Below are 17,030 nucleotides of genomic sequence, written 5' to 3'. Positions count from 1 at the left end.
CGACTGACGACGCGTGAAACAGTGGATCGAAACTGCGAGAAGGTGGCTTCGTCGCCGGCCGATAGCGTTCAGCGATCGATCGTCGTCAGCGACCGCAGGATGTCGCCGTACGCCGGGCGGGTGATGAGAACCCCGACGAGGACGCCGAGGATGGTGAAGATGGCGAAGCCCTGGAGGTCGCCGAGCGAGAGGATCGCCAGCGGCGACATCGCGATGATCGTCGTCGCCGCCGCCGCGCCGATCACCCAGAACGCCTTGCGGAAGCGCGACTGGAAGACGCGGCGGGAGTTGATCTCGCCTTCGGCCATCACCTCGTCGGCGATGATGATGAGGTCGTCGACCCCGGTCCCGATGACGGCGATGAACCCGGCGATGACCGAGAGATCGAGCGGGTAGCCGATCCCTGCGGCGAACCCGAGCAGGATCACGACCTCCGAGAGCGCGGTCACGACCATCGGCGCGGCGACGCGCACGTCGCTGTAGCGGACGAAGACCACGCCGCTGACGGCGAGCACCGCGATGATTCCGGTAATGAGCGAGTTGATGCGGAAGTCAGCCCCCTGGCTCGGTGAGATGTACGAGACCGTCCCACCGCTGTCCTGGGAGAAGTCCAGCTGTGCCGGGAGCGCACCGGCGCGGAGGTTGATCGCGACGTCCTGCGCCTCCGAGACGTTCGTCGTCTGCAGTTGGAAGACAGGGTCCTGTTCCCACGCGCCACTACGGAGGCTGTCTGCGAGCCCCGGACTCATCCCGAAGGCGTTCGTCACCTCACCGTTGACGACGAGGAGGAGACACGGTTCGGTGTTGTTCCGGTCCTGCTGGTAGACACACCGCGTCCCGCCCTGCTGGGCGAGGCCGGTGTCGACCATCGACTGCTGGAACTCTGGGGCGACCGACTCGGAGACCGTCACGGGGACGTACGCGCCGCCGGTCCGACCCTCCTGTGCGGTACCGATGCTCTGGAAGTCCTCTTGCTGCAGCACGACGTCGCGGGCGTAGCTCCCGTTTCCGGTGGGGTAGTACGCTTCGATCACGACTGTCCCGCGCTCGCTGACGAGTTCGCGGACCGACGAGGCGTCCTGGTTCGGAACCTCGACGAGCACGTAGTTCTCGCCCTGGGCGGTCGTGACCTGCTGGACGGTCCCGCCCGAGAGCCCCGCCTCGTTGATCTTGTTCTGGAGGATGCGGACGACTTCCTGCCGGGTCGCGTCGGTGACACCGCCGCGAACCTCCATCTCTTCGGTCGCGTAGCCGGTCGCATCGAGTGCAGCTGTCAGTTCGTCGGTAGTGACGTTCTCGGCAGTCACCTCGACGGTCGTCGTCGTCTCCGACTGCGCCTGCGCACTCGACTGCTGTCCGGCCGGCACGCCCGTGCGGGCGATGACGTCGGCGGGCCCGGCGTTTTCGAGTTCGTCGGCCACGGCCTGCTCGACCGCCCGTGTGCTGTCTGCGCCGAACGAGACGTCCTCGGCGGTGACGCCGACGAGCGGCGCCCGCACACGCGTCCCGCCGGAGAGCTCGAGGCCGTACTGAAGATTCGTCACGCTACTCGTGGCCGCGACGTCGGAGCCGGCTGTCCCGTCGTCCGCTGCGAGCGTCGGCGAGAGGAGCGCGAATCCGGCGATCAGGATGAACACGACGAGGAGGGCGACGCGCCAGTTCTCGCGTACGTCGACCATCAGCGGGCCACCCCCCTGAACTTGTACCAGCGAAGGAGACTCAGATTCAGCAGGTACGTGTTCATCAGGTCCGCGGCGAGTCCGAAGACGAGCACCGTCCCGATGGCTGCTAGCAGCTGAATGCCGAACAGCGTCGCCGTGATCGTCATCACGATCATCGCCGTGATCGACGTCAGCGTCATCGTTACACCGGTCCGCATCGCCCGGTAGGTCGACTCGTAGAAGTCACCCGAACGGCGGAGGATGTGGTTGTTCAGCAGGATGTCGGAGTCGACGGAGTACCCGATGAGCATCAGGAGCGCCGCGACGGTTCCGAGCGAGAGTTCGATCCCGAGGACGTTCATCAGCGCCAGTGGAATGACGATGTCCGAGAACGCGGAGATGACGACTGCGATAGAGGGCACGAACACGCGGAACATCGCGAAGACGAGCACGCTCATTCCGAGGAAAGCGACGCCGAGTCCGCCGAGCGCGAGGACCTGCGTATTAGAGCCGAAGCTCGCAGACACCGACGAGACGGACCGGACGTCCAGCCCCGCATCTTGCGCCTGGCGTTCTAACTCGGCTGCGCCTACCGAGCCCGCCTCCGATTGGAAGGTGATGACGTAGACGTTCTGCGCCGGGACCGAACGGATGGTCTCGGGCTCGGCCGAGAACGCCTGTCTGATCTGTTCTTCGGCCGCCGACTGCGGCCCGTCGATAGCGACTTGGACTTCGGTACCCCCTGTGAACGCGATACCCTGGTTCACCGGCGAACCAGTCATCACGTACCAGCCCGCGATGATGAGGAGTGCGACCACCAGGACGGCGAGCGGGATCGCCGCCAACTGGCGGTTCGTGTACCGGGTGTAGTCGACCTCCGGTACCGTAAACTCGACCATAGATGCCGGTGGAGAGCCCCGCCGAATAAGCCTTCTTATGATCGCCTACGGGGGACGACGCACGCACAGGCCCGCAACACCGTCGCTACGGCATATACCGCACCGAGAGCACGCCGGGCGACGACCGAACTTCCACCCGATTGACGTCGAGGCGCGCCGCCCGCGAGAGCAACTGCTCTTCGTCTTCGAGGACGTCGTCGGCGGCTGTTCCGGTGTCATCCTCGGGAACAGTTATCACGTGGATCTCGCCCTTGCCGGCCCGCGGCTCCCGCGTGAGCTCGCCGACGTCCTGCGACGCAGCGAGCTCTTTCGAGTGTGTGGTCGGCGGTTCGTCGCTCCGCTCGACCGATAGCGACCGCCTCGACGTCGTTTCGATGAGCTGATAGGAGACGTTCATCGGCGGATCGGGGGCGACGACGCCCTCGACGACGTCGTCGCACTCGACGCCCGGATTCGACGAGAGCGTGTGTACCTGCCCGGTTTCGACGTTCTTGAGCACGGCCGAAGCGTCTTCGGCCGCAGTCACGAGGAACGTTCCCTCGGTTCGGTCCGGCTCCCCGGCCTGATCGGCGTCTGTCATTGCCACTGGGTAGACGCCCGGCGCACTTGCGGGTTTCGTCACCCGAAGAGCCGGTGCGCGGCGGCGACGAGCCCTGCACCCGCGAGCGGCACGACCCACGAGAGCGCGGCCGGAATCGCGTACAGGCCCACGATCACCGGCGCGAAAAGACCGCTCGGCGCTGGCCGCGTCACCGTCTCGCCGTCGATGACGAACGTCTCCGGCATCGACGCGACGAGGCCGAGATACAGCGAGAGCAGGAAGCAGAAGCCGGCCACCGCAAGCGCAGCCTCGTGGCGACTGGACGAATCGACGTTCTTGCGCCGTCGTCGGGCGACGAGCAGGACCGGCGCGACAGCCGGGAGGATGACCAGCAGGCCGATGACGGCGTAGAACGACCGCGAGAGCGTGAGCGATCCACCCTGAACAGCGGCGGTTTCACCGATCAGCACGACGAGAGCGATGCCCACGAGCAACGCGATGAGGCCGACGGCGAGTGCGCTCGCGACGACGTAGAGTTTGAACAGACGCGACTCGCTCGAACGGAACGCGTAGGGGAACGCCCCGAAGACGCCGTCGTAACCGGATGCCATCGGCTCTCGATTGGACTCGGAGCGGTTTGAACGAACCGGTCCCGCCGAGCCGCCTCGCCGACTGCACCGAGTGACCGCCGCTTCGAGGGATCGACCGCTTTTTCGTCGGGGGCGGTCGTTGGAGACGTATGCACGTCGACCTCGGCAGTACTCTCGACGCGACGCCCGGCGTCTCCCGGGCGTCGCTGGAGCGACTCGACGAACAGGTGGCGACGGCTCACGAGCGGATCGAAGCCGGTCGCGACGACCACGAGCACGGCTACGAAGCGTTGAATCTTCCATCGACGGTCGATCTCGACGCCATCAGAACAGCGGTCGATCCCTTCGACGACACCGAGGCGGTGCTCACGGTCGGGATCGGCGGGAGTGCACTCGGCGCAGCGACGTTCGCGGACGCCCTCGCCCGTCCCGAGGATCCCGACGCGTACTTCTTGGACAACGTCGACCCCGAGCACGTCTCGCGGCTGCTCGACTCGCTTTCCCTCGATCGGACGGTCGTGAACGTCGTTTCGCGCTCGGGGACGACGGCCGAGACGCTCGCGAACTTCCTCGTCGTCCGCGAGGCGATGACCGACGCCGGTGTCGACTGGACCGAGCGCACGTTCGTTACGACGGGCGAGTCGGGGAACCTCCGCTCGCTCGCGGACCAACACGATCTCCCGTCGCTCGCGGTTCCGGACGGTGTCCCCGGCCGCTTCTCGGCGCTCTCGACGGTCGGGCTCGCCGTCGCGGCGATCCAGGGCCACGATCTCGACGCGATCCGCGCTGGTGCGGCCGACGCCGCGGACGGGCTCTCGGGATCGCTTTTCGACACGCCCGCGTACGCCTACGGCGCGACGACGTACGCGCTCGCACAGCGCGGCGCGGTGACGAACGCGATGATGCCGTACGCCGAGCGCTTAGAGACGTTCGCCGAGTGGTTCGCACAGCTCTGGGCCGAGAGTCTCGGCAAGGACGGGCTGGGTCAGACTCCGGCCCGCGCGCTCGGCGCGACCGACCAGCACTCACAGCTCCAACTGTACCGCGCCGGCCCGCGAGACAAACTCGTGACGCTCGTTCGCCCGCGCGAGCGGCCCGACCGCGACATCCCGAAGACGGATCTCGACGGGCTCTCGTACCTCGGCGGATCCTCGCTCGGCGACCTCCTCGACGCCGAGTTCGAAGCGACCGAGGCGAGCCTCGCGGCGTCGGGCGTCCCGGCAGTCCGTGTCGAGATCGACGCCGTCGACGAGCGATCGCTCGGTGCGCTGCTCTACGAGATGGAAGCGGCGTGCGTGCTCTACGGTGAACTCGCGGCGGTCTCGACGTTCACCCAGCCCGCCGTCGAGTGGGGAAAACGCGCCGCTCGCGGCCTCCTCGGTGGCGGCGACTTCGAAGAGGCTGACGCCGTCGACGAACGGACGAGTCTCGTCGTCGAATAGCGGCGCGCTCGCGGCCACAGATATACTGTCGGACAGAAGTTCGTGAATCATGTTGGCACCCACGGGGTGCCGATGGTTTTCACATCGTTCTATCCGACAGTATACCACTCCTGCACTGGTACGTGAGGGCGAACAGTCGGCACTGCTGCGGTCCCGCGTCGACGTGCCGAACGACCGCTGCCCGACGCGGGGCTGACGCTACGTCATACGGGCGCTGGCCGCGGCATCCGGTATAAACTCGCGGCCGGATCCGACGGGCGGTACCGATCGCCGGAACACATTTATTTGACACCCTCGTGTGTCAATGCAACACGGGTGCTGAGGGTACTCGTGGCGGTGAGCCGTGCTTCTCTGATCCGGAGTTGGCAAGGGTTAAATGGTTCCCAGACGAACCGGGCTGTAGTATCCCGTGAGAACTTCTTCCCCAACCACCACCCATCACACCCAGACATGGTAGACGTAAGCCAACACGAACTCGTCCCAGAGCACACGCTCATCGATGAGGAGGAGATCGAGTCGATGTTGACGCAGTACGACGTCGAACGCGCCGATCTTCCGAAGATCAAACGGAAGGACCCGGCGCTCCCGGATGACGCCGAGATCGGCGACGTCGTCAAGATCGTCCGCGACTCTCGAACTACAGACAAAGCGGTCTCCTACCGACTGGTGATCGAATGAATCGACAGGACCGACGCGTCGTCTCGCGTGAGTACTTCTCGGAGGAACGGCTCGCAGAACACCACTTCCGCTCGTTCAACAACTTCCTCGAGCGGGGGATGCAGGACGTCGTCACGGAGAAGGAACGAATCGAAACCGACATCGGCGACAAGGAGGGCGAAGAGCCCGTCTTCGTCGAACTCGGTGACGTCCGCGTCGAGACCCCGCGTGTCCGCGAGGCCGACGGCTCCGAGGAACTGCTCTTCCCGCAGGAGGCCCGCCTCCGGAACATCACCTACGCCGCGCCGGTGTTTATGGAGATGTCCATCGTCCGCGGCGGCGAAGAAGAAGAGGAAGTCGTCGTCGACACCACCGAGACCAAGGTGGGCCGGATGCCCATCATGGTCGGCTCGACGAAGTGTAACATCGCCGGCCTCTCTGAGGAAGAACTGATCGAGATCGGCGAGGACCCCGTCGATCCCGGCGGCTACTTCATCGTCAACGGCTCCGAGCGCGTTCTGATGACCTCCGAGGACCTCGCGCCGAACAAGATCCTCGCGGAGTACGACAGCAAGTACGGCGACGAGATCCAGGTCGCAAAGACGTTCTCCCAGCGCCGTGGCTACCGCGCGCTCGTCCTCTGTGAGCGCAACCGCGAAGGGCTGCTCGAAGTCTCCTTCCCGTCTGTCTCCGGCAGCGTGAACTTCGTGACGCTCGTCCGCGCGCTCGGGCTCGAATCCGACGAGGAGATCGTCCACCGCGTCTCCGACGACCCCGAGATCGTGAAGTTCATGCTCGAAAATCTGGAGGAAGCGGAAGTCCAGACCGAGCAGGAAGCGATCGAGAAACTCGGCAAGCGCGTCGCCGGCGGCCAGGGCAAGAACTACCAGCTGAAGCGGGCCAACTACGTCATCGACCGCTACCTCCTGCCGCACCTGCACGAGGACGGCGTCGACGACGAAGACGTCCGCATCAACAAGGCGTACTACCTCTGTCGGATGGCCGAGGCGTGCTTCGAGCTCGCGCTCAACCGCCGCGAATCCGACGACAAGGACCACTACGCCAACAAGCGCCTGAAAGTCTCCGGCGACCTGATGAAGGACCTCTTCCGGACGGCGCTGAACAAGCTCGCACGCGACGTGAAGTACCAGCTCGAACGGGCCAATATGCGGAACCGCGAACTCACGGTCAACACCGTGGTTCGCTCGGACGTGCTCACAGAGCGGCTCGAACACCCGATCGCGACGGGGAACTGGGTCGGCGGCCGCTCGGGCGTCTCCCAGCTCGTCGACCGGACGGACTATATGGGCGTCCTGTCGCACCTGCGTCGCCTCCGGAGCCCGCTCTCGCGGAGTCAGCCGCACTTCGAGGCGCGTGACCTGCACGCGACCCAGTGGGGTCGCATCTGTCCCTCCGAGACCCCCGAGGGACCGAACTGCGGTCTGGTGAAGAACTTCGCGCAGGCGATGGAGCTCTCACAGAACATCGAGGACGAACAGTCGCTCAAGCGCGAACTGGCGTCGATGGGCGTCGAAGGAATCCCCGGCATCGAGGGTCCGGGCGCCGGCACACCCGCGGACGATTAAAACGATGGCTCAGTCACAACGAGAGGCGAAAGTCTACGTCAACGGTAGTCTGGTCGGGACGCATCCCGATCCCGAACAGCTCGCAGAACAGATTCGAGAGGCGCGCCGCCGCGGCGACGTCAGCGAGATGGTGAACGTCTCGGTCAAAGACCGGACGCGCGAAGTCATCGTCAACGCCGACGCCGGTCGCGCACGCCGACCGCTGATCGTCGTCGAAGACGGCGAACCGCTCCTCGGTGACGAGGAGATCGAAGCGGTCGAGTCCGGCGCACTGGAGTTCGAGGACCTCGTCGAGCGCGGCTACGTCGAGTTCATCGACGCCGAGGAGGAAGAAGACATCTACGTCGCAGTCGACGAAGACGAGATCAACGAGGACCACACCCACCTCGAGATCGACCCGCAGCTCATCTTCGGGATCGGTGCGGGGATGATCCCCTACCCCGAGCACAACGCCTCGCCGCGTATTACGATGGGTGCCGGGATGATGAAGCAGTCGCTGGGGCTGCCCGCGGCGAACTACCGCATCCGCCCCGACACGCGACAGCACCTGCTGCACTACCCACAGCTCTCGATGGTCAAAACGCAGACCACAGAGCAGATCGGGTTCGACGAGCGGCCGGCGGCGCAGAACTTCGTCGTCGCCGTGATGAGCTACGAGGGGTTCAACATCGAGGACGCACTCGTGATGAACCAGGGCTCGGTCGACCGCGCGATGGCCCGCTCGCACTTCTTCCGGACCTACGAGGGCGAGGAACGCCGCTACCCCGGCGGTCAGGAAGACCGATTCGAGGTGCCGAGCCAGGACGTACGCGGCGCACGCGGTGAAGACGCCTACACGCACCTCGACGAGGACGGCCTCGTCAACCCCGAGACGCGGGTCGACGAGAACTCCGTGCTCCTCGGGAAAACGTCGCCGCCGCGGTTCCTCGAAGAGCCCGACGATATGGGCGGGCTCTCGCCGCAGAAGCGACGCGAGACCTCGGTGACGATGCGCTCGGGCGAATCCGGCGTCGTCGACACCGTCACGCTGATGGAAGGCGAAGACGGCTCCAAACTGGCGAAGGTCTCCGTCCGCGACCAGCGGATCCCGGAACTCGGCGACAAGTTCGCGTCCCGGCACGGTCAGAAGGGCGTCGTGGGCCACCTCGCGCCCCAGGAAGACATGCCGTTCACGGAACAGGGCGTCGTGCCCGACCTCGTGTTGAATCCGCACGCGCTGCCGTCGCGGATGACGGTCGGCCACGTGCTGGAGATGCTCGGCGGCAAGGTCGGCGCGCTCGAAGGCCGCCGCGTCGACGGGACCGCCTTCCAGGGCGAGTCCGAGGACGAACTCCGCGGAGCCTTAGAGGACCACGGCTTCAAGTCCTCCGGCAAGGAGGTAATGTACTCCGGCGTCACCGGCGAGAAGATCGAGGCCGAGATCTTCGTCGGGACGATTTTCTACCACAAACTCTACCACATGGTGAGCAACAAGCTGCACGCCCGTTCGCGCGGGCCGGTGCAGGTGCTCACCCGCCAGCCCACTGAGGGGCGCGCCCGCGAGGGTGGTCTCCGGCTGGGCGAGATGGAGCGTGACACCGTCATCGGCCACGGGGCCGCGATGGTGCTCCAAGAGCGCCTGCTCGACTCCTCGGACAAAGAGACGGTGTACATCTCCGCCGACACCGGGATGGTCGCCGTCGAGGACCGCGGCCAGCGCCGCATCTACGACCCCGTCACCGGCGACGAGGACGACATCCACGAGATCGAGATCAGTTACGCGTTCAAGCTCCTCCTCGACGAGATGATCGCACTGGGAATCCGACCGCGACTCGACCTCGAAGACGCAGTCTAACCAACAATGTCAATGCAGACACCCAAAGAGATCGGTGCCATCCAGTTCGGGCTGATGGACCCGGAGACGTACCGAGATATGTCCGCGACGAAGATCATCACCGCGGACACGTACGACGACGACGGTTACCCAATCGATATGGGGCTGATGGACCCCCGTCTCGGGGTCATCGACCCGGGGCTCGAGTGCCGCACCTGCGGTTCGCACTCGGGATCGTGTAACGGCCACTTCGGCCACATCGAACTGGCCGCGCCCGTCATCCACGTCGGCTTCACGAAGCTCATCCGCCGCCTGCTCCGCTCGACCTGCCGCGAGTGCGGTCGCCTCTCGCTGACGGCCGACGAGCAAGAGGAGTTCACCGACGCGCTGCAGCGCAACGAGGAACTCGGCGAGGACTGGACGGACGTCCTCAAATCGGGCGTCCGACAGGCGCGGAAGGCCAGCCGCTGTCCGCACTGCGGCGCGCCCCAGCACGACATCAAACACGAGAAGCCGACCACCTACTACGAGGTGCAGGACGTACTCGCCGGCGACTACTCTGAGCGCATCGCCTCGGCGATGCAGCCCGACCCCGACGAGGACGACAGCGGGATGTCACCCGCCGAACTGGCTGAGAAGTCCGGCCTCGACGTCAGCCGCGTCAACGACATCCTCTCGGGCGAGTTCCGCCCCGTCGGTGACGACCGCAAGAAGATCGAGAAGGCGCTCGACGTCGACCTCACCGAGGAGGACATGAACAAGCTGATGCCCTCGGACATCCGCGACTGGTTCGAGGACATCCCCGACGAGGACATCGAGACGCTCGGGATCGACCCCAGTCGGTCGCGGCCCGAGTGGATGATCCTCACCGTGCTTCCGGTCCCGCCGGTCACCGCTCGCCCGTCGATCACGCTGGATAACGGGCAGCGCTCCGAGGACGACCTGACGCACAAGCTCGTCGACATCATCCGCATCAATCAGCGGTTCATGGAGAACCGCGAGGCGGGTGCGCCACAGCTGATTATCGAGGACCTCTGGGAACTGCTGCAGTACCACGTCACGACCTTCATCGACAACGAGATCAGCGGGACGCCGCCGGCGCGACACCGCTCCGGCCGCCCGCTGAAGACGCTGAGTCAGCGCCTGAAGGGCAAGGAAGGTCGCTTCCGTGGCTCCCTGTCCGGGAAGCGCGTCAACTTCTCTGCGCGGACCGTGATCTCGCCGGACCCGACGCTCTCGCTGAACGAGGTCGGCGTCCCCGAGCGCGTCGCTCGCGAGATGACGCAGACGATGAACGTCTCCGAGCGGAACCTCGATCGGGCCAAGCAGTACGTCCGCAACGGCCCCGAGGGCCACCCGGGCGCCAACTACGTCAAACGGCCCGACGGCCGCCGCCTGAAGGTCACAGAGAAGAACTGCGAGGAGCTCGCAGAGAAGATCGACGCCGGCTGGGAGGTCAACCGACACCTCATCGACGGCGACATCGTGATCTTCAACCGCCAGCCGTCGCTGCACCGGATGTCGATTATGGCACACGAGGTCGTCGTGATGCCGTACAAGACGTTCCGGCTCAACACCGTCGTCTGTCCGCCGTACAACGCCGACTTCGACGGCGACGAGATGAATATGCACGCGCTCCAGACCGAGGAGTCGCGTGCGGAGGCGCGCGTCCTGATGCGCGTGCAGGAACAACTCCTCAGCCCGCGCTTCGGTGAGAACATCATCGGCGCGATCCAGGACCACATCTCCGGGACCTACCTCCTGACGAACGGCAATCCGGAGTTCACCGAGACGCAGGCGCTCGACCTGCTCCGGGCGACGAGCATCGACACGCTTCCCGAGCCCGCCGGCGAGGACGAGACCGGCCAGCCCTACTGGACCGGCCGCCAGCTCTTCAGCGAACTCCTGCCCGACGATCTGAACCTCGAGTTCACGTCGTCTGCGGGCGACGAGGTCGTGATCGAGGACGGCCAGCTCCTCTCCGGGACGATCGACGAGGACGCCGTCGGCGCGTTCGGCGGCGAGGTCGTCGACACGCTGGCGAAGCTCCACTCGAAGACGCGCGCTCGCGTGTTCGTCAACGAGGTCGCGTCGCTGGCGATGCGCGCGATTATGCACTTCGGCTTCTCGATCGGGATCGACGACGAGTCCATCCCCGGCGAGGCCAACGCGCAGGTCGACGAGGCCATCCAGAACGCCTACGACCGCGTCCAGGAACTCATCGAGATCTACGAGGCCGGCGAGCTCGAATCGCTGCCGGGTCGGACGGTCGACGAGACCCTCGAGATGAAGATTATGCAGCAGCTCGGGAAGGCCCGTGACTCCGCCGGTGAGATCGCGGAAGACCACTTCCGCGACGACAACCCGGCGGTCGTGATGGCCCGCTCTGGGGCGCGTGGCTCGATGCTGAACCTCACGCAGATGGCCGGCTGTGTCGGACAGCAGGCCGTTCGGGGCGAGCGCATCAACCGCGGGTACGAGGGCCGGACCCTCAGCCACTACCAGAAGGACGACCTCTCGGCGGAGGCACACGGCTTCGTCGAGAACAGCTACCGTGGCGGGCTGACGCCGCGGGAGTTCTTCTTCCACGCGATGGGTGGCCGCGAGGGCCTGGTCGACACCGCAGTCCGGACGTCGAAGTCCGGGTACCTGCAGCGCCGCCTGATCAACGCCCTCTCCGAACTGGAAGCGCAGTACGACGGTACCGTCCGCGACACCTCCGGCACGGTCGTCCAGTTCGAGTTCGGCGAGGACGGCACCTCGCCCGTGAAGGTCTCCTCCTCCGAGGAGAACCCGATCGACGTCGAGAACGTCGCCGACCGCATCCTCGACGCGGAGTTCAGCTCCGATGAGGAGAAAGAACGCTTCCTCGGCCGCGAGGAGCGGCCGACCAACATCTCCGAGTACGCCGGGCCGGGACTCGACAAGGCCCAGGGTATGGGGGTCGAATCCGATGACTGAGGAGTACGAACACGTCACCGACGACATCGAGGCCATCGTGCAGGACTACAACCTGCCCGAGAGCCTCCAGCACCGCATTTACGAAACGATCGAGGACCGCGAGGGCGTCACGCTCGAACAGGCCGACGACATCGCACAGGCCATCTCCTCGCGCTACGAGGACTCCCGCGTCGACGCGCACGACCCCGTCGGGACCGTCTCCGCGCAGTCCATCGGTGAGCCCGGAACGCAGATGACGATGAACACGTTCCACTACGCGGGCGTCGCCGAGATCGACGTCACACAGGGCCTGCCGCGCCTCATCGAGTTGGTGGACGCGCGGAAGACGCCCGACACGCCGATGATGACGGTCCACCTCGAAGACGAGTACGCCGAGAACCGCGAGCGCGCCCACGAGGTCGTCTGGCAGATGGAGGCGACGAAGATCCTCGCGCTCGGCGACATCTCGACGAACGTCGCCGATATGATCGTCCAGGTCGACCTCAACGAGGACACGCTGGCCGAGCGGTGGCCGACCGTCGACAGCGTCGACACCGTCGCCCAGGAGATCGCCGAGACGATCGAGGACGCCCTCGGCGTCAACACGCGCCGCTCGGAGACGCTCATCGAGTTCGGCCCCGACGAGCCGAGCTACCGACGGCTCCTCCAGCTCGTCGAGGAGCTCCGCGACATCGTCTTCAAGGGCCTCGAAGACATCTCCCGCGTCGTCATCCGCAAGGAAGACAACGAACGCACGGAGGGCGAGGAGTTCGTCCTCTACACCGAGGGGTCGGCCTTCGGCGACGTCCTCTCGATCGAGGGCGTCGACGCCTCGCGGACGACGAGTAACAACATCCACGAGGTCTACCGCAATCTCGGCGTCGAGGCCGCCCGCGAAGCCATCATCAACGAGACGATGGAGACGCTGCGCGAGCAGGGTCTCGACGACGTGAACGTCCGGCACCTGATGCTCGTCGCAGACATCATGACGAACCGCGGCGAGATCGAGTCGATCGGTCGGCACGGCATCTCCGGGTCGAAGGACTCCGTCCTCGCCCGCGCCGCATTCGAGGTCACGGTCAATCACCTGCTCGACGCGGCGGTCCACGGCGAGGAGGACGACCTCGACGGCGTCATCGAGAACGTCATCGTCGGCAAGCCCGTCGCGATCGGCACGGGCGACGTCGACCTCCGGATGGGCTCGATCGAGGCCGACGGCGGCACCGAAGCCGAACTCTCGGACGACTGACCCCGATGCGAGTCACGCTGTCGGACGACGCGCGCCAATTCATCGCCCGCTTCGAGGACGAGACGGGCGCTGCGGCCCGCGACTGCCTGCTGTTCGAGGACCGGGTTGTCATCCTCGTCGCCGCCGGCGATATGGGGGCCGCGATCGGTCCCGGCGGCGCGCACGTCCAGGCGGTCGAGGAGGCGATCGGTCGTGACGTCGAACTCGTCGAAAACGCCGACACGCCGGCCGCGTTCGTCGAGAACGCGCTCGCGCCCGCGGCGGTCCGACACGTGACGCTGTCCGAGCAGGGCGGCGAGCGGGTCGCATACGTCGAAGTCCCCGAGGGCGACCGCGGCGTCGCCATCGGAAGCGAGGGCAAACACATCCAGACCGCACGCAAACTCGCGCGCCGACACTACGACATCGACGACATTCAGCTGACGTGACGCTGTCGCGGGCCGCGACAGACGTGCAAACCGTCCTATAACTTTTTGTGTCGCTGTCGCGCTCTCGGAGACGTGCACGACGGACTGCTCCAGTTCGGCGCGCTCGCTCCGGGGCAACTCGTCCCGCCCGGTACGTTCGACGCTATCGCGGGCGAATCGTACAGTGATACCGTCCGTATCGGCGTGGGGTTCACGCTCGGGACGCTCGTGACCTACGCGTTCGGACGGCTCTTCGTCCTCCCCGCCATCGCCCGCGTCGTCGCCGCGCGGAACCGAAACAACCCGACGATCGAAACAGCCGCGCAAACGTATCTGCACGCGCTGATCGTCCTTGTCGCGATCGTCGCGGGCATCGTCGGCGCGGGCTTCGGAGGGATATTGACCGACATCTCGATCATCGCCGCCGCGCTGACGCTCGTCGTCGGCGCGTCCAGCCAGAAACTCGTCGGATCCCTCGTCAGCGGGATCTTTCTGGTCGCGGATCCGGACTTCAACGTCGGCGACTGGATCGGCTGGCCGGGCGGCGAGGGCGTCGTCGAGGCGGTCGACTTCCGGGTGACGCGAATTCGGACCCCGAACGACGAGACGATCATCGTCCCGAACACGGAGTTGACCGCGAACGCGCTCACGCGGCCGTACGGGCGCGAGCAGTACCGCGTCACCGAGCCGGTAGAGGTGGCCTACGGCGACGACATCGAACTGGCGCTCCGAGAACTCGTGGAAGTCGCTCGGGCGGACGACCGCGTGCTCGAAGACCCCGATCCGACGTCGAAACTCGTCTCCTTCGAGGGGAGTTCGGTGCGGATCCGGGCGGACTTCTGGGTCGGAGACCCGATGGACGCCGACCTCGTGACGCTCAAATCCGACTTCCGCCGGCGCGTGAAAGCACGGTTCGACGAGGTCGGCCTGACGCTCGGACCGCCGTCGGGACAGGAACTCAGCGGTTCGGTGTCGGTCGACGTCGAGGATGGGCTGGCACCGGGTGCCGGACGCGACGGCGGCAGCGACGGCCGGTACGGCGACGGGAGTTGACGCGCGGCCTCGATCCGCACTGCACGCGGGTTCGCCTCCGGTGCCCTCACACCGAAACGACACGTTCTCCGCGCCGTTCAGCCCCTCTCCCCTCGCGAGCGACTGTATCCCGAATCGAAACGACGGCCTCAGAATCCTTCTTAGGGGTCGCTAACCCGACCTGCGCCCGTTTCGTCGGATCGGAAAAGGGAGGCTTAAGTAGCTCCGACGGGAAATCCGGGTCACTATGGCGAACGGCAAGTACGCCGCGCGGAAACTCAAGCAGGACCGGCAGAAGCGACGCTGGTCCGACTCCGAGTACGCGCGACGCGAGCGCGGTCTTGGCGCGAAGTCCGATCCCCTCGAGGGAGCCCCGCAGGGTCGCGGGATCGTCCTCGAAAAGGTCGGGATCGAAGCGAAGCAGCCCAACTCGGCGATCCGAAAGTGCGTCCGAGTACAGCTGATCAAGAACGGCAAGCAGGTCACCGCCTTCTGTCCCGGTGACGGTGCGATCTCGTTCATCGACGAGCACGACGAAGTCACGATCGCCGGGATCGGCGGCGCGAAGGGTCGCGCGATGGGTGACCTTTCCGGCGTGAACTACAAGGTCGAGAAGGTCAACGGCGTCTCGATGATCGAACTGGTCCGCGGTAACGCAGAGAAACCGGTGCGCTAAGATGTCTGAGAGCGAAGCCCCCGAACCCGACGCCCCCGCAGACAGCGAGGAAGCCGAGACGAACGCACAGCTGTTCGGCGTCTGGGACGTCACCGAGATCGAGTACGCGGACCCCTCGACGGAGCGCTACATCAACGTGACGCCGATCGCCCACACGATGGGCCGTCACGCCTCGAAACAGTTCAAGAAGTCCGAGATCAGCATCGTCGAGCGCCTCGTCAACCGCCTGATGCAGACCGAGGAGAACACGGGCCACAAGCAGAAGACGATGAAAATCGTCAAGAACGCCTTCGAGATCGTCAACGACCGGACCGAGGAGAACCCGATCCAGGTCCTCGTCCGCGCGGTCGAGAACGCCGCACCCCGTGAGGAGACCGTCCGACTCAAGTACGGTGGCATCTCCGTTCCGCAGGCCGTCGACGTCGCGCCCCAGCGCCGCGTCGACCAGGCGCTGAAGTTCATCGCCGAAGGGACCCAGCGCGGCTCCTACAAGACGCCGCAGGGCGCCGACGAAGCGCTCGCACAGGTGCTCATCGGCGCGGCCGACTACGACGTTCAGTCCTACGCCATCAGCCAGAAAGAAGAGTCCGAGCGCGTCGCCGAAGCGGCCCGGTAGACCGTTCGCAGTCGCGACTCCTCGAACACGTCGTTTTCTCTCTGCTCTCTCTGTCCTCTCCGGTCTGTCTCCTCGTACTTCTGTCCGACAGTATCAGTCGGCAGCGACGTCGCCGCGAGCGTCACCCGGTTCACCGACCACGTACGCGCGGGTGGCGTCGACCAGCGTCTTCCGATAGTCGCTGTCGGAGGGGTCCTCGCCGAGTGAGCGGAAGCGCCGCTTGAACGCGTCGAGATCGACGGTCGGGGCGTCGTCGGCGGCAGCGTGCGCTAAGTCGTAGAGCCGGTGTTCGGGGTCGATCACGTCGTGGCGCTCGACGAGGCCGAGCGCGAACGCCGCGTTGACAGCCGTGATCTCGGGGTCCGAGCCGGCGGTGACGCGGCGGGAGTCGGGCCACGGTGCGGGGTCCGAGCGGGTCGCGACCGCGCGCGCGAGTTCGGATTCGAGAAAGGAGATCAGTTTCTCCGGCGGCATCACCGAGAGTGTGATGTCGTCGGCGTAGATGTCCTTCATATGATTCGCGATCTGATAGCAGTGTGCGACCTTCCGCCGCTCGACTGACTCGCCCGACAGCGCGAGAAAGAGCGCTTCTTCCGTTTTGAGGTGATGAGAGGCGTGGCCCTCCTCGTTGCGGGCCATATGCGCGAGTTCGTGGACGACCAACTCGCGGGCCATCGCGCTCGTCGCCGCCTGTCGGGAGATGTTCAGGACGTGGTGGTCGTCGTAGTGCGCCGCCCAGGTTCGCTCGTCGGGGTCCGTCCGAACGTCGACGTACACCGGCAGTTCGAGGTCGTACTCGGTCTCGAAGAGTTCGCCAGCGCCGAGAAACGGGTCGGCTGGGACGTCCCCGCGTACTCGCAGGTCCATGCGTATCTCTCTCACGGGGTGGCCGAACAAGACTCTTACTCTGCTGTGGATCCG

The 17,030-nt window shown here is 65.8% G+C and carries 15 protein-coding genes; 10 read left to right on the top strand and 5 right to left on the bottom strand.

The window, feature by feature from the left end; genetic code table 11:
* Window positions 1–68 precede the first annotated feature (68 nt).
* The 4 genes from NO362_RS02115 to NO362_RS02100 all read right to left on the bottom strand — a co-directional run bounded on the left by NO362_RS02115 (window position 69) and on the right by NO362_RS02100 (window position 3,712).
* Window positions 69–1,679: a preprotein translocase subunit SecD gene (locus NO362_RS02115; RefSeq protein WP_256545945.1), complete on the bottom strand. Its 1,611-nt coding sequence runs from the start codon at window positions 1,677–1,679 to the stop codon at window positions 69–71.
* Window positions 1,679–2,560, bottom strand: a complete 882-nt coding sequence (gene secF, locus NO362_RS02110) for a protein translocase subunit SecF (RefSeq protein ID WP_256288766.1) — start codon at window positions 2,558–2,560, stop codon at window positions 1,679–1,681. The genes NO362_RS02115 and secF overlap by 1 nt, the downstream gene beginning before the upstream one ends.
* A gap of 85 nt (window positions 2,561–2,645) precedes the next feature.
* Window positions 2,646–3,140: a DUF5812 family protein gene (locus NO362_RS02105; protein WP_256545944.1), complete on the bottom strand. Its 495-nt coding sequence runs from the start codon at window positions 3,138–3,140 to the stop codon at window positions 2,646–2,648.
* Between the two features lie 38 nt (window positions 3,141–3,178).
* Complete coding sequence (locus NO362_RS02100; protein WP_256545943.1) at window positions 3,179–3,712, bottom strand: DUF8056 family protein; 534 nt, start codon at window positions 3,710–3,712, stop codon at window positions 3,179–3,181.
* A gap of 128 nt (window positions 3,713–3,840) precedes the next feature.
* Here NO362_RS02100 and NO362_RS02095 point away from each other — a divergent pair, with 128 nt between their 5' ends.
* The 10 genes from NO362_RS02095 to NO362_RS02050 all read left to right on the top strand — a co-directional run bounded on the left by NO362_RS02095 (window position 3,841) and on the right by NO362_RS02050 (window position 16,109).
* Entirely contained in the window at window positions 3,841–5,133 is a 1,293-nt protein-coding gene (locus NO362_RS02095) for a phosphoglucose isomerase-related protein (RefSeq protein ID WP_256545942.1), read from the top strand.
* A 450-nt stretch (window positions 5,134–5,583) separates the two neighbouring features.
* Window positions 5,584–5,811 carry a DNA-directed RNA polymerase subunit H gene (locus NO362_RS02090; protein ID WP_121568534.1) on the top strand — a complete coding sequence of 76 codons (228 nt, stop codon included), beginning with the start codon at window positions 5,584–5,586 and terminating at the stop codon, window positions 5,809–5,811.
* A complete protein-coding gene (locus NO362_RS02085) occupies window positions 5,808–7,376 on the top strand; it encodes a DNA-directed RNA polymerase subunit B'' (RefSeq protein ID WP_121568533.1) in 1,569 nt (522 codons plus the stop codon). The genes NO362_RS02090 and NO362_RS02085 overlap by 4 nt, the downstream gene beginning before the upstream one ends.
* 4 nt (window positions 7,377–7,380) lie before the next feature.
* Window positions 7,381–9,210, top strand: a complete 1,830-nt coding sequence (gene rpoB, locus NO362_RS02080) for a DNA-directed RNA polymerase subunit B (protein ID WP_121568532.1) — start codon at window positions 7,381–7,383, stop codon at window positions 9,208–9,210.
* 12 nt (window positions 9,211–9,222) lie between these two features.
* Window positions 9,223–12,150: a DNA-directed RNA polymerase subunit A' gene (locus NO362_RS02075; protein WP_256546657.1), complete on the top strand. Its 2,928-nt coding sequence runs from the start codon at window positions 9,223–9,225 to the stop codon at window positions 12,148–12,150.
* The gene (rpoA2, locus tag NO362_RS02070; RefSeq protein WP_121568530.1) at window positions 12,143–13,378 is read left to right on the top strand and encodes a DNA-directed RNA polymerase subunit A''; all 1,236 of its coding nucleotides are present in this window, start codon (window positions 12,143–12,145) and stop codon (window positions 13,376–13,378) included. The genes NO362_RS02075 and rpoA2 overlap by 8 nt, the downstream gene beginning before the upstream one ends.
* A gap of 5 nt (window positions 13,379–13,383) precedes the next feature.
* On the top strand, window positions 13,384–13,806 hold the full coding sequence (locus NO362_RS02065; protein WP_256288771.1) for a NusA-like transcription termination signal-binding factor: 423 nt from the start codon (window positions 13,384–13,386) through the stop codon (window positions 13,804–13,806).
* Window positions 13,807–13,878: 72 nt separating this feature from the next.
* Window positions 13,879–14,838 (top strand): mechanosensitive ion channel family protein, encoded by a 960-nt coding sequence (locus NO362_RS02060; protein WP_439331158.1) that lies wholly within the window; start codon window positions 13,879–13,881, stop codon window positions 14,836–14,838.
* Window positions 14,839–15,064: 226 nt separating this feature from the next.
* Complete coding sequence (locus tag NO362_RS02055) at window positions 15,065–15,493, top strand: 30S ribosomal protein S12 (protein ID WP_089768796.1); 429 nt, start codon at window positions 15,065–15,067, stop codon at window positions 15,491–15,493.
* 1 nt (window position 15,494) lies between these two features.
* The gene (locus NO362_RS02050) at window positions 15,495–16,109 is read left to right on the top strand and encodes a 30S ribosomal protein S7 (protein ID WP_256288772.1); all 615 of its coding nucleotides are present in this window, start codon (window positions 15,495–15,497) and stop codon (window positions 16,107–16,109) included.
* Between the two features lie 93 nt (window positions 16,110–16,202).
* Here the strand turns inward: NO362_RS02050 and NO362_RS02045 are convergent, their stop codons facing one another.
* Window positions 16,203–16,976, bottom strand: coding sequence for a DUF5781 family protein (locus tag NO362_RS02045; protein WP_256545941.1), 774 nt, complete (start codon window positions 16,974–16,976; stop codon window positions 16,203–16,205).
* Between the last annotated feature and the right edge of the window lie 54 nt (window positions 16,977–17,030).

The sequence above is a fragment of the Halobellus inordinatus genome, assembly GCF_024498335.1.
In the GTDB taxonomy this organism is placed as follows: domain Archaea; phylum Halobacteriota; class Halobacteria; order Halobacteriales; family Haloferacaceae; genus Haloquadratum; species Haloquadratum inordinatus.
Note: the sequence above shows the minus strand (reverse complement) of the source record. Positions and strands in the feature narration are given on the sequence as shown.

What these genes read in the sequence shown, in the direction of transcription:
- NO362_RS02050 (WP_256288772.1), top strand. Translation starts at nt 15,495, where the DNA reads ATGTCTGAGAGCGAAGCCCCCGAACCCGACGCCCCCGCAGACAGCGAG.
- NO362_RS02095 (WP_256545942.1), top strand. Translation starts at nt 3,841, where the DNA reads ATGCACGTCGACCTCGGCAGTACTCTCGACGCGACGCCCGGCGTCTCC.
- NO362_RS02105 (WP_256545944.1), bottom strand. Translation starts at nt 3,140, where the DNA reads ATGACAGACGCCGATCAGGCCGGGGAGCCGGACCGAACCGAGGGAACG.
- NO362_RS02085 (WP_121568533.1), top strand. Translation starts at nt 5,808, where the DNA reads ATGAATCGACAGGACCGACGCGTCGTCTCGCGTGAGTACTTCTCGGAG.
- NO362_RS02115 (WP_256545945.1), bottom strand. Translation starts at nt 1,679, where the DNA reads ATGGTCGACGTACGCGAGAACTGGCGCGTCGCCCTCCTCGTCGTGTTC.
- NO362_RS02045 (WP_256545941.1), bottom strand. Translation starts at nt 16,976, where the DNA reads ATGGACCTGCGAGTACGCGGGGACGTCCCAGCCGACCCGTTTCTCGGC.
- rpoB (WP_121568532.1), top strand. Translation starts at nt 7,381, where the DNA reads ATGGCTCAGTCACAACGAGAGGCGAAAGTCTACGTCAACGGTAGTCTG.
- NO362_RS02075 (WP_256546657.1), top strand. Translation starts at nt 9,223, where the DNA reads ATGCAGACACCCAAAGAGATCGGTGCCATCCAGTTCGGGCTGATGGAC.
- NO362_RS02055 (WP_089768796.1), top strand. Translation starts at nt 15,065, where the DNA reads ATGGCGAACGGCAAGTACGCCGCGCGGAAACTCAAGCAGGACCGGCAG.
- secF (WP_256288766.1), bottom strand. Translation starts at nt 2,560, where the DNA reads ATGGTCGAGTTTACGGTACCGGAGGTCGACTACACCCGGTACACGAAC.
- rpoA2 (WP_121568530.1), top strand. Translation starts at nt 12,143, where the DNA reads ATGACTGAGGAGTACGAACACGTCACCGACGACATCGAGGCCATCGTG.
- NO362_RS02065 (WP_256288771.1), top strand. Translation starts at nt 13,384, where the DNA reads ATGCGAGTCACGCTGTCGGACGACGCGCGCCAATTCATCGCCCGCTTC.
- NO362_RS02090 (WP_121568534.1), top strand. Translation starts at nt 5,584, where the DNA reads ATGGTAGACGTAAGCCAACACGAACTCGTCCCAGAGCACACGCTCATC.
- NO362_RS02100 (WP_256545943.1), bottom strand. Translation starts at nt 3,712, where the DNA reads ATGGCATCCGGTTACGACGGCGTCTTCGGGGCGTTCCCCTACGCGTTC.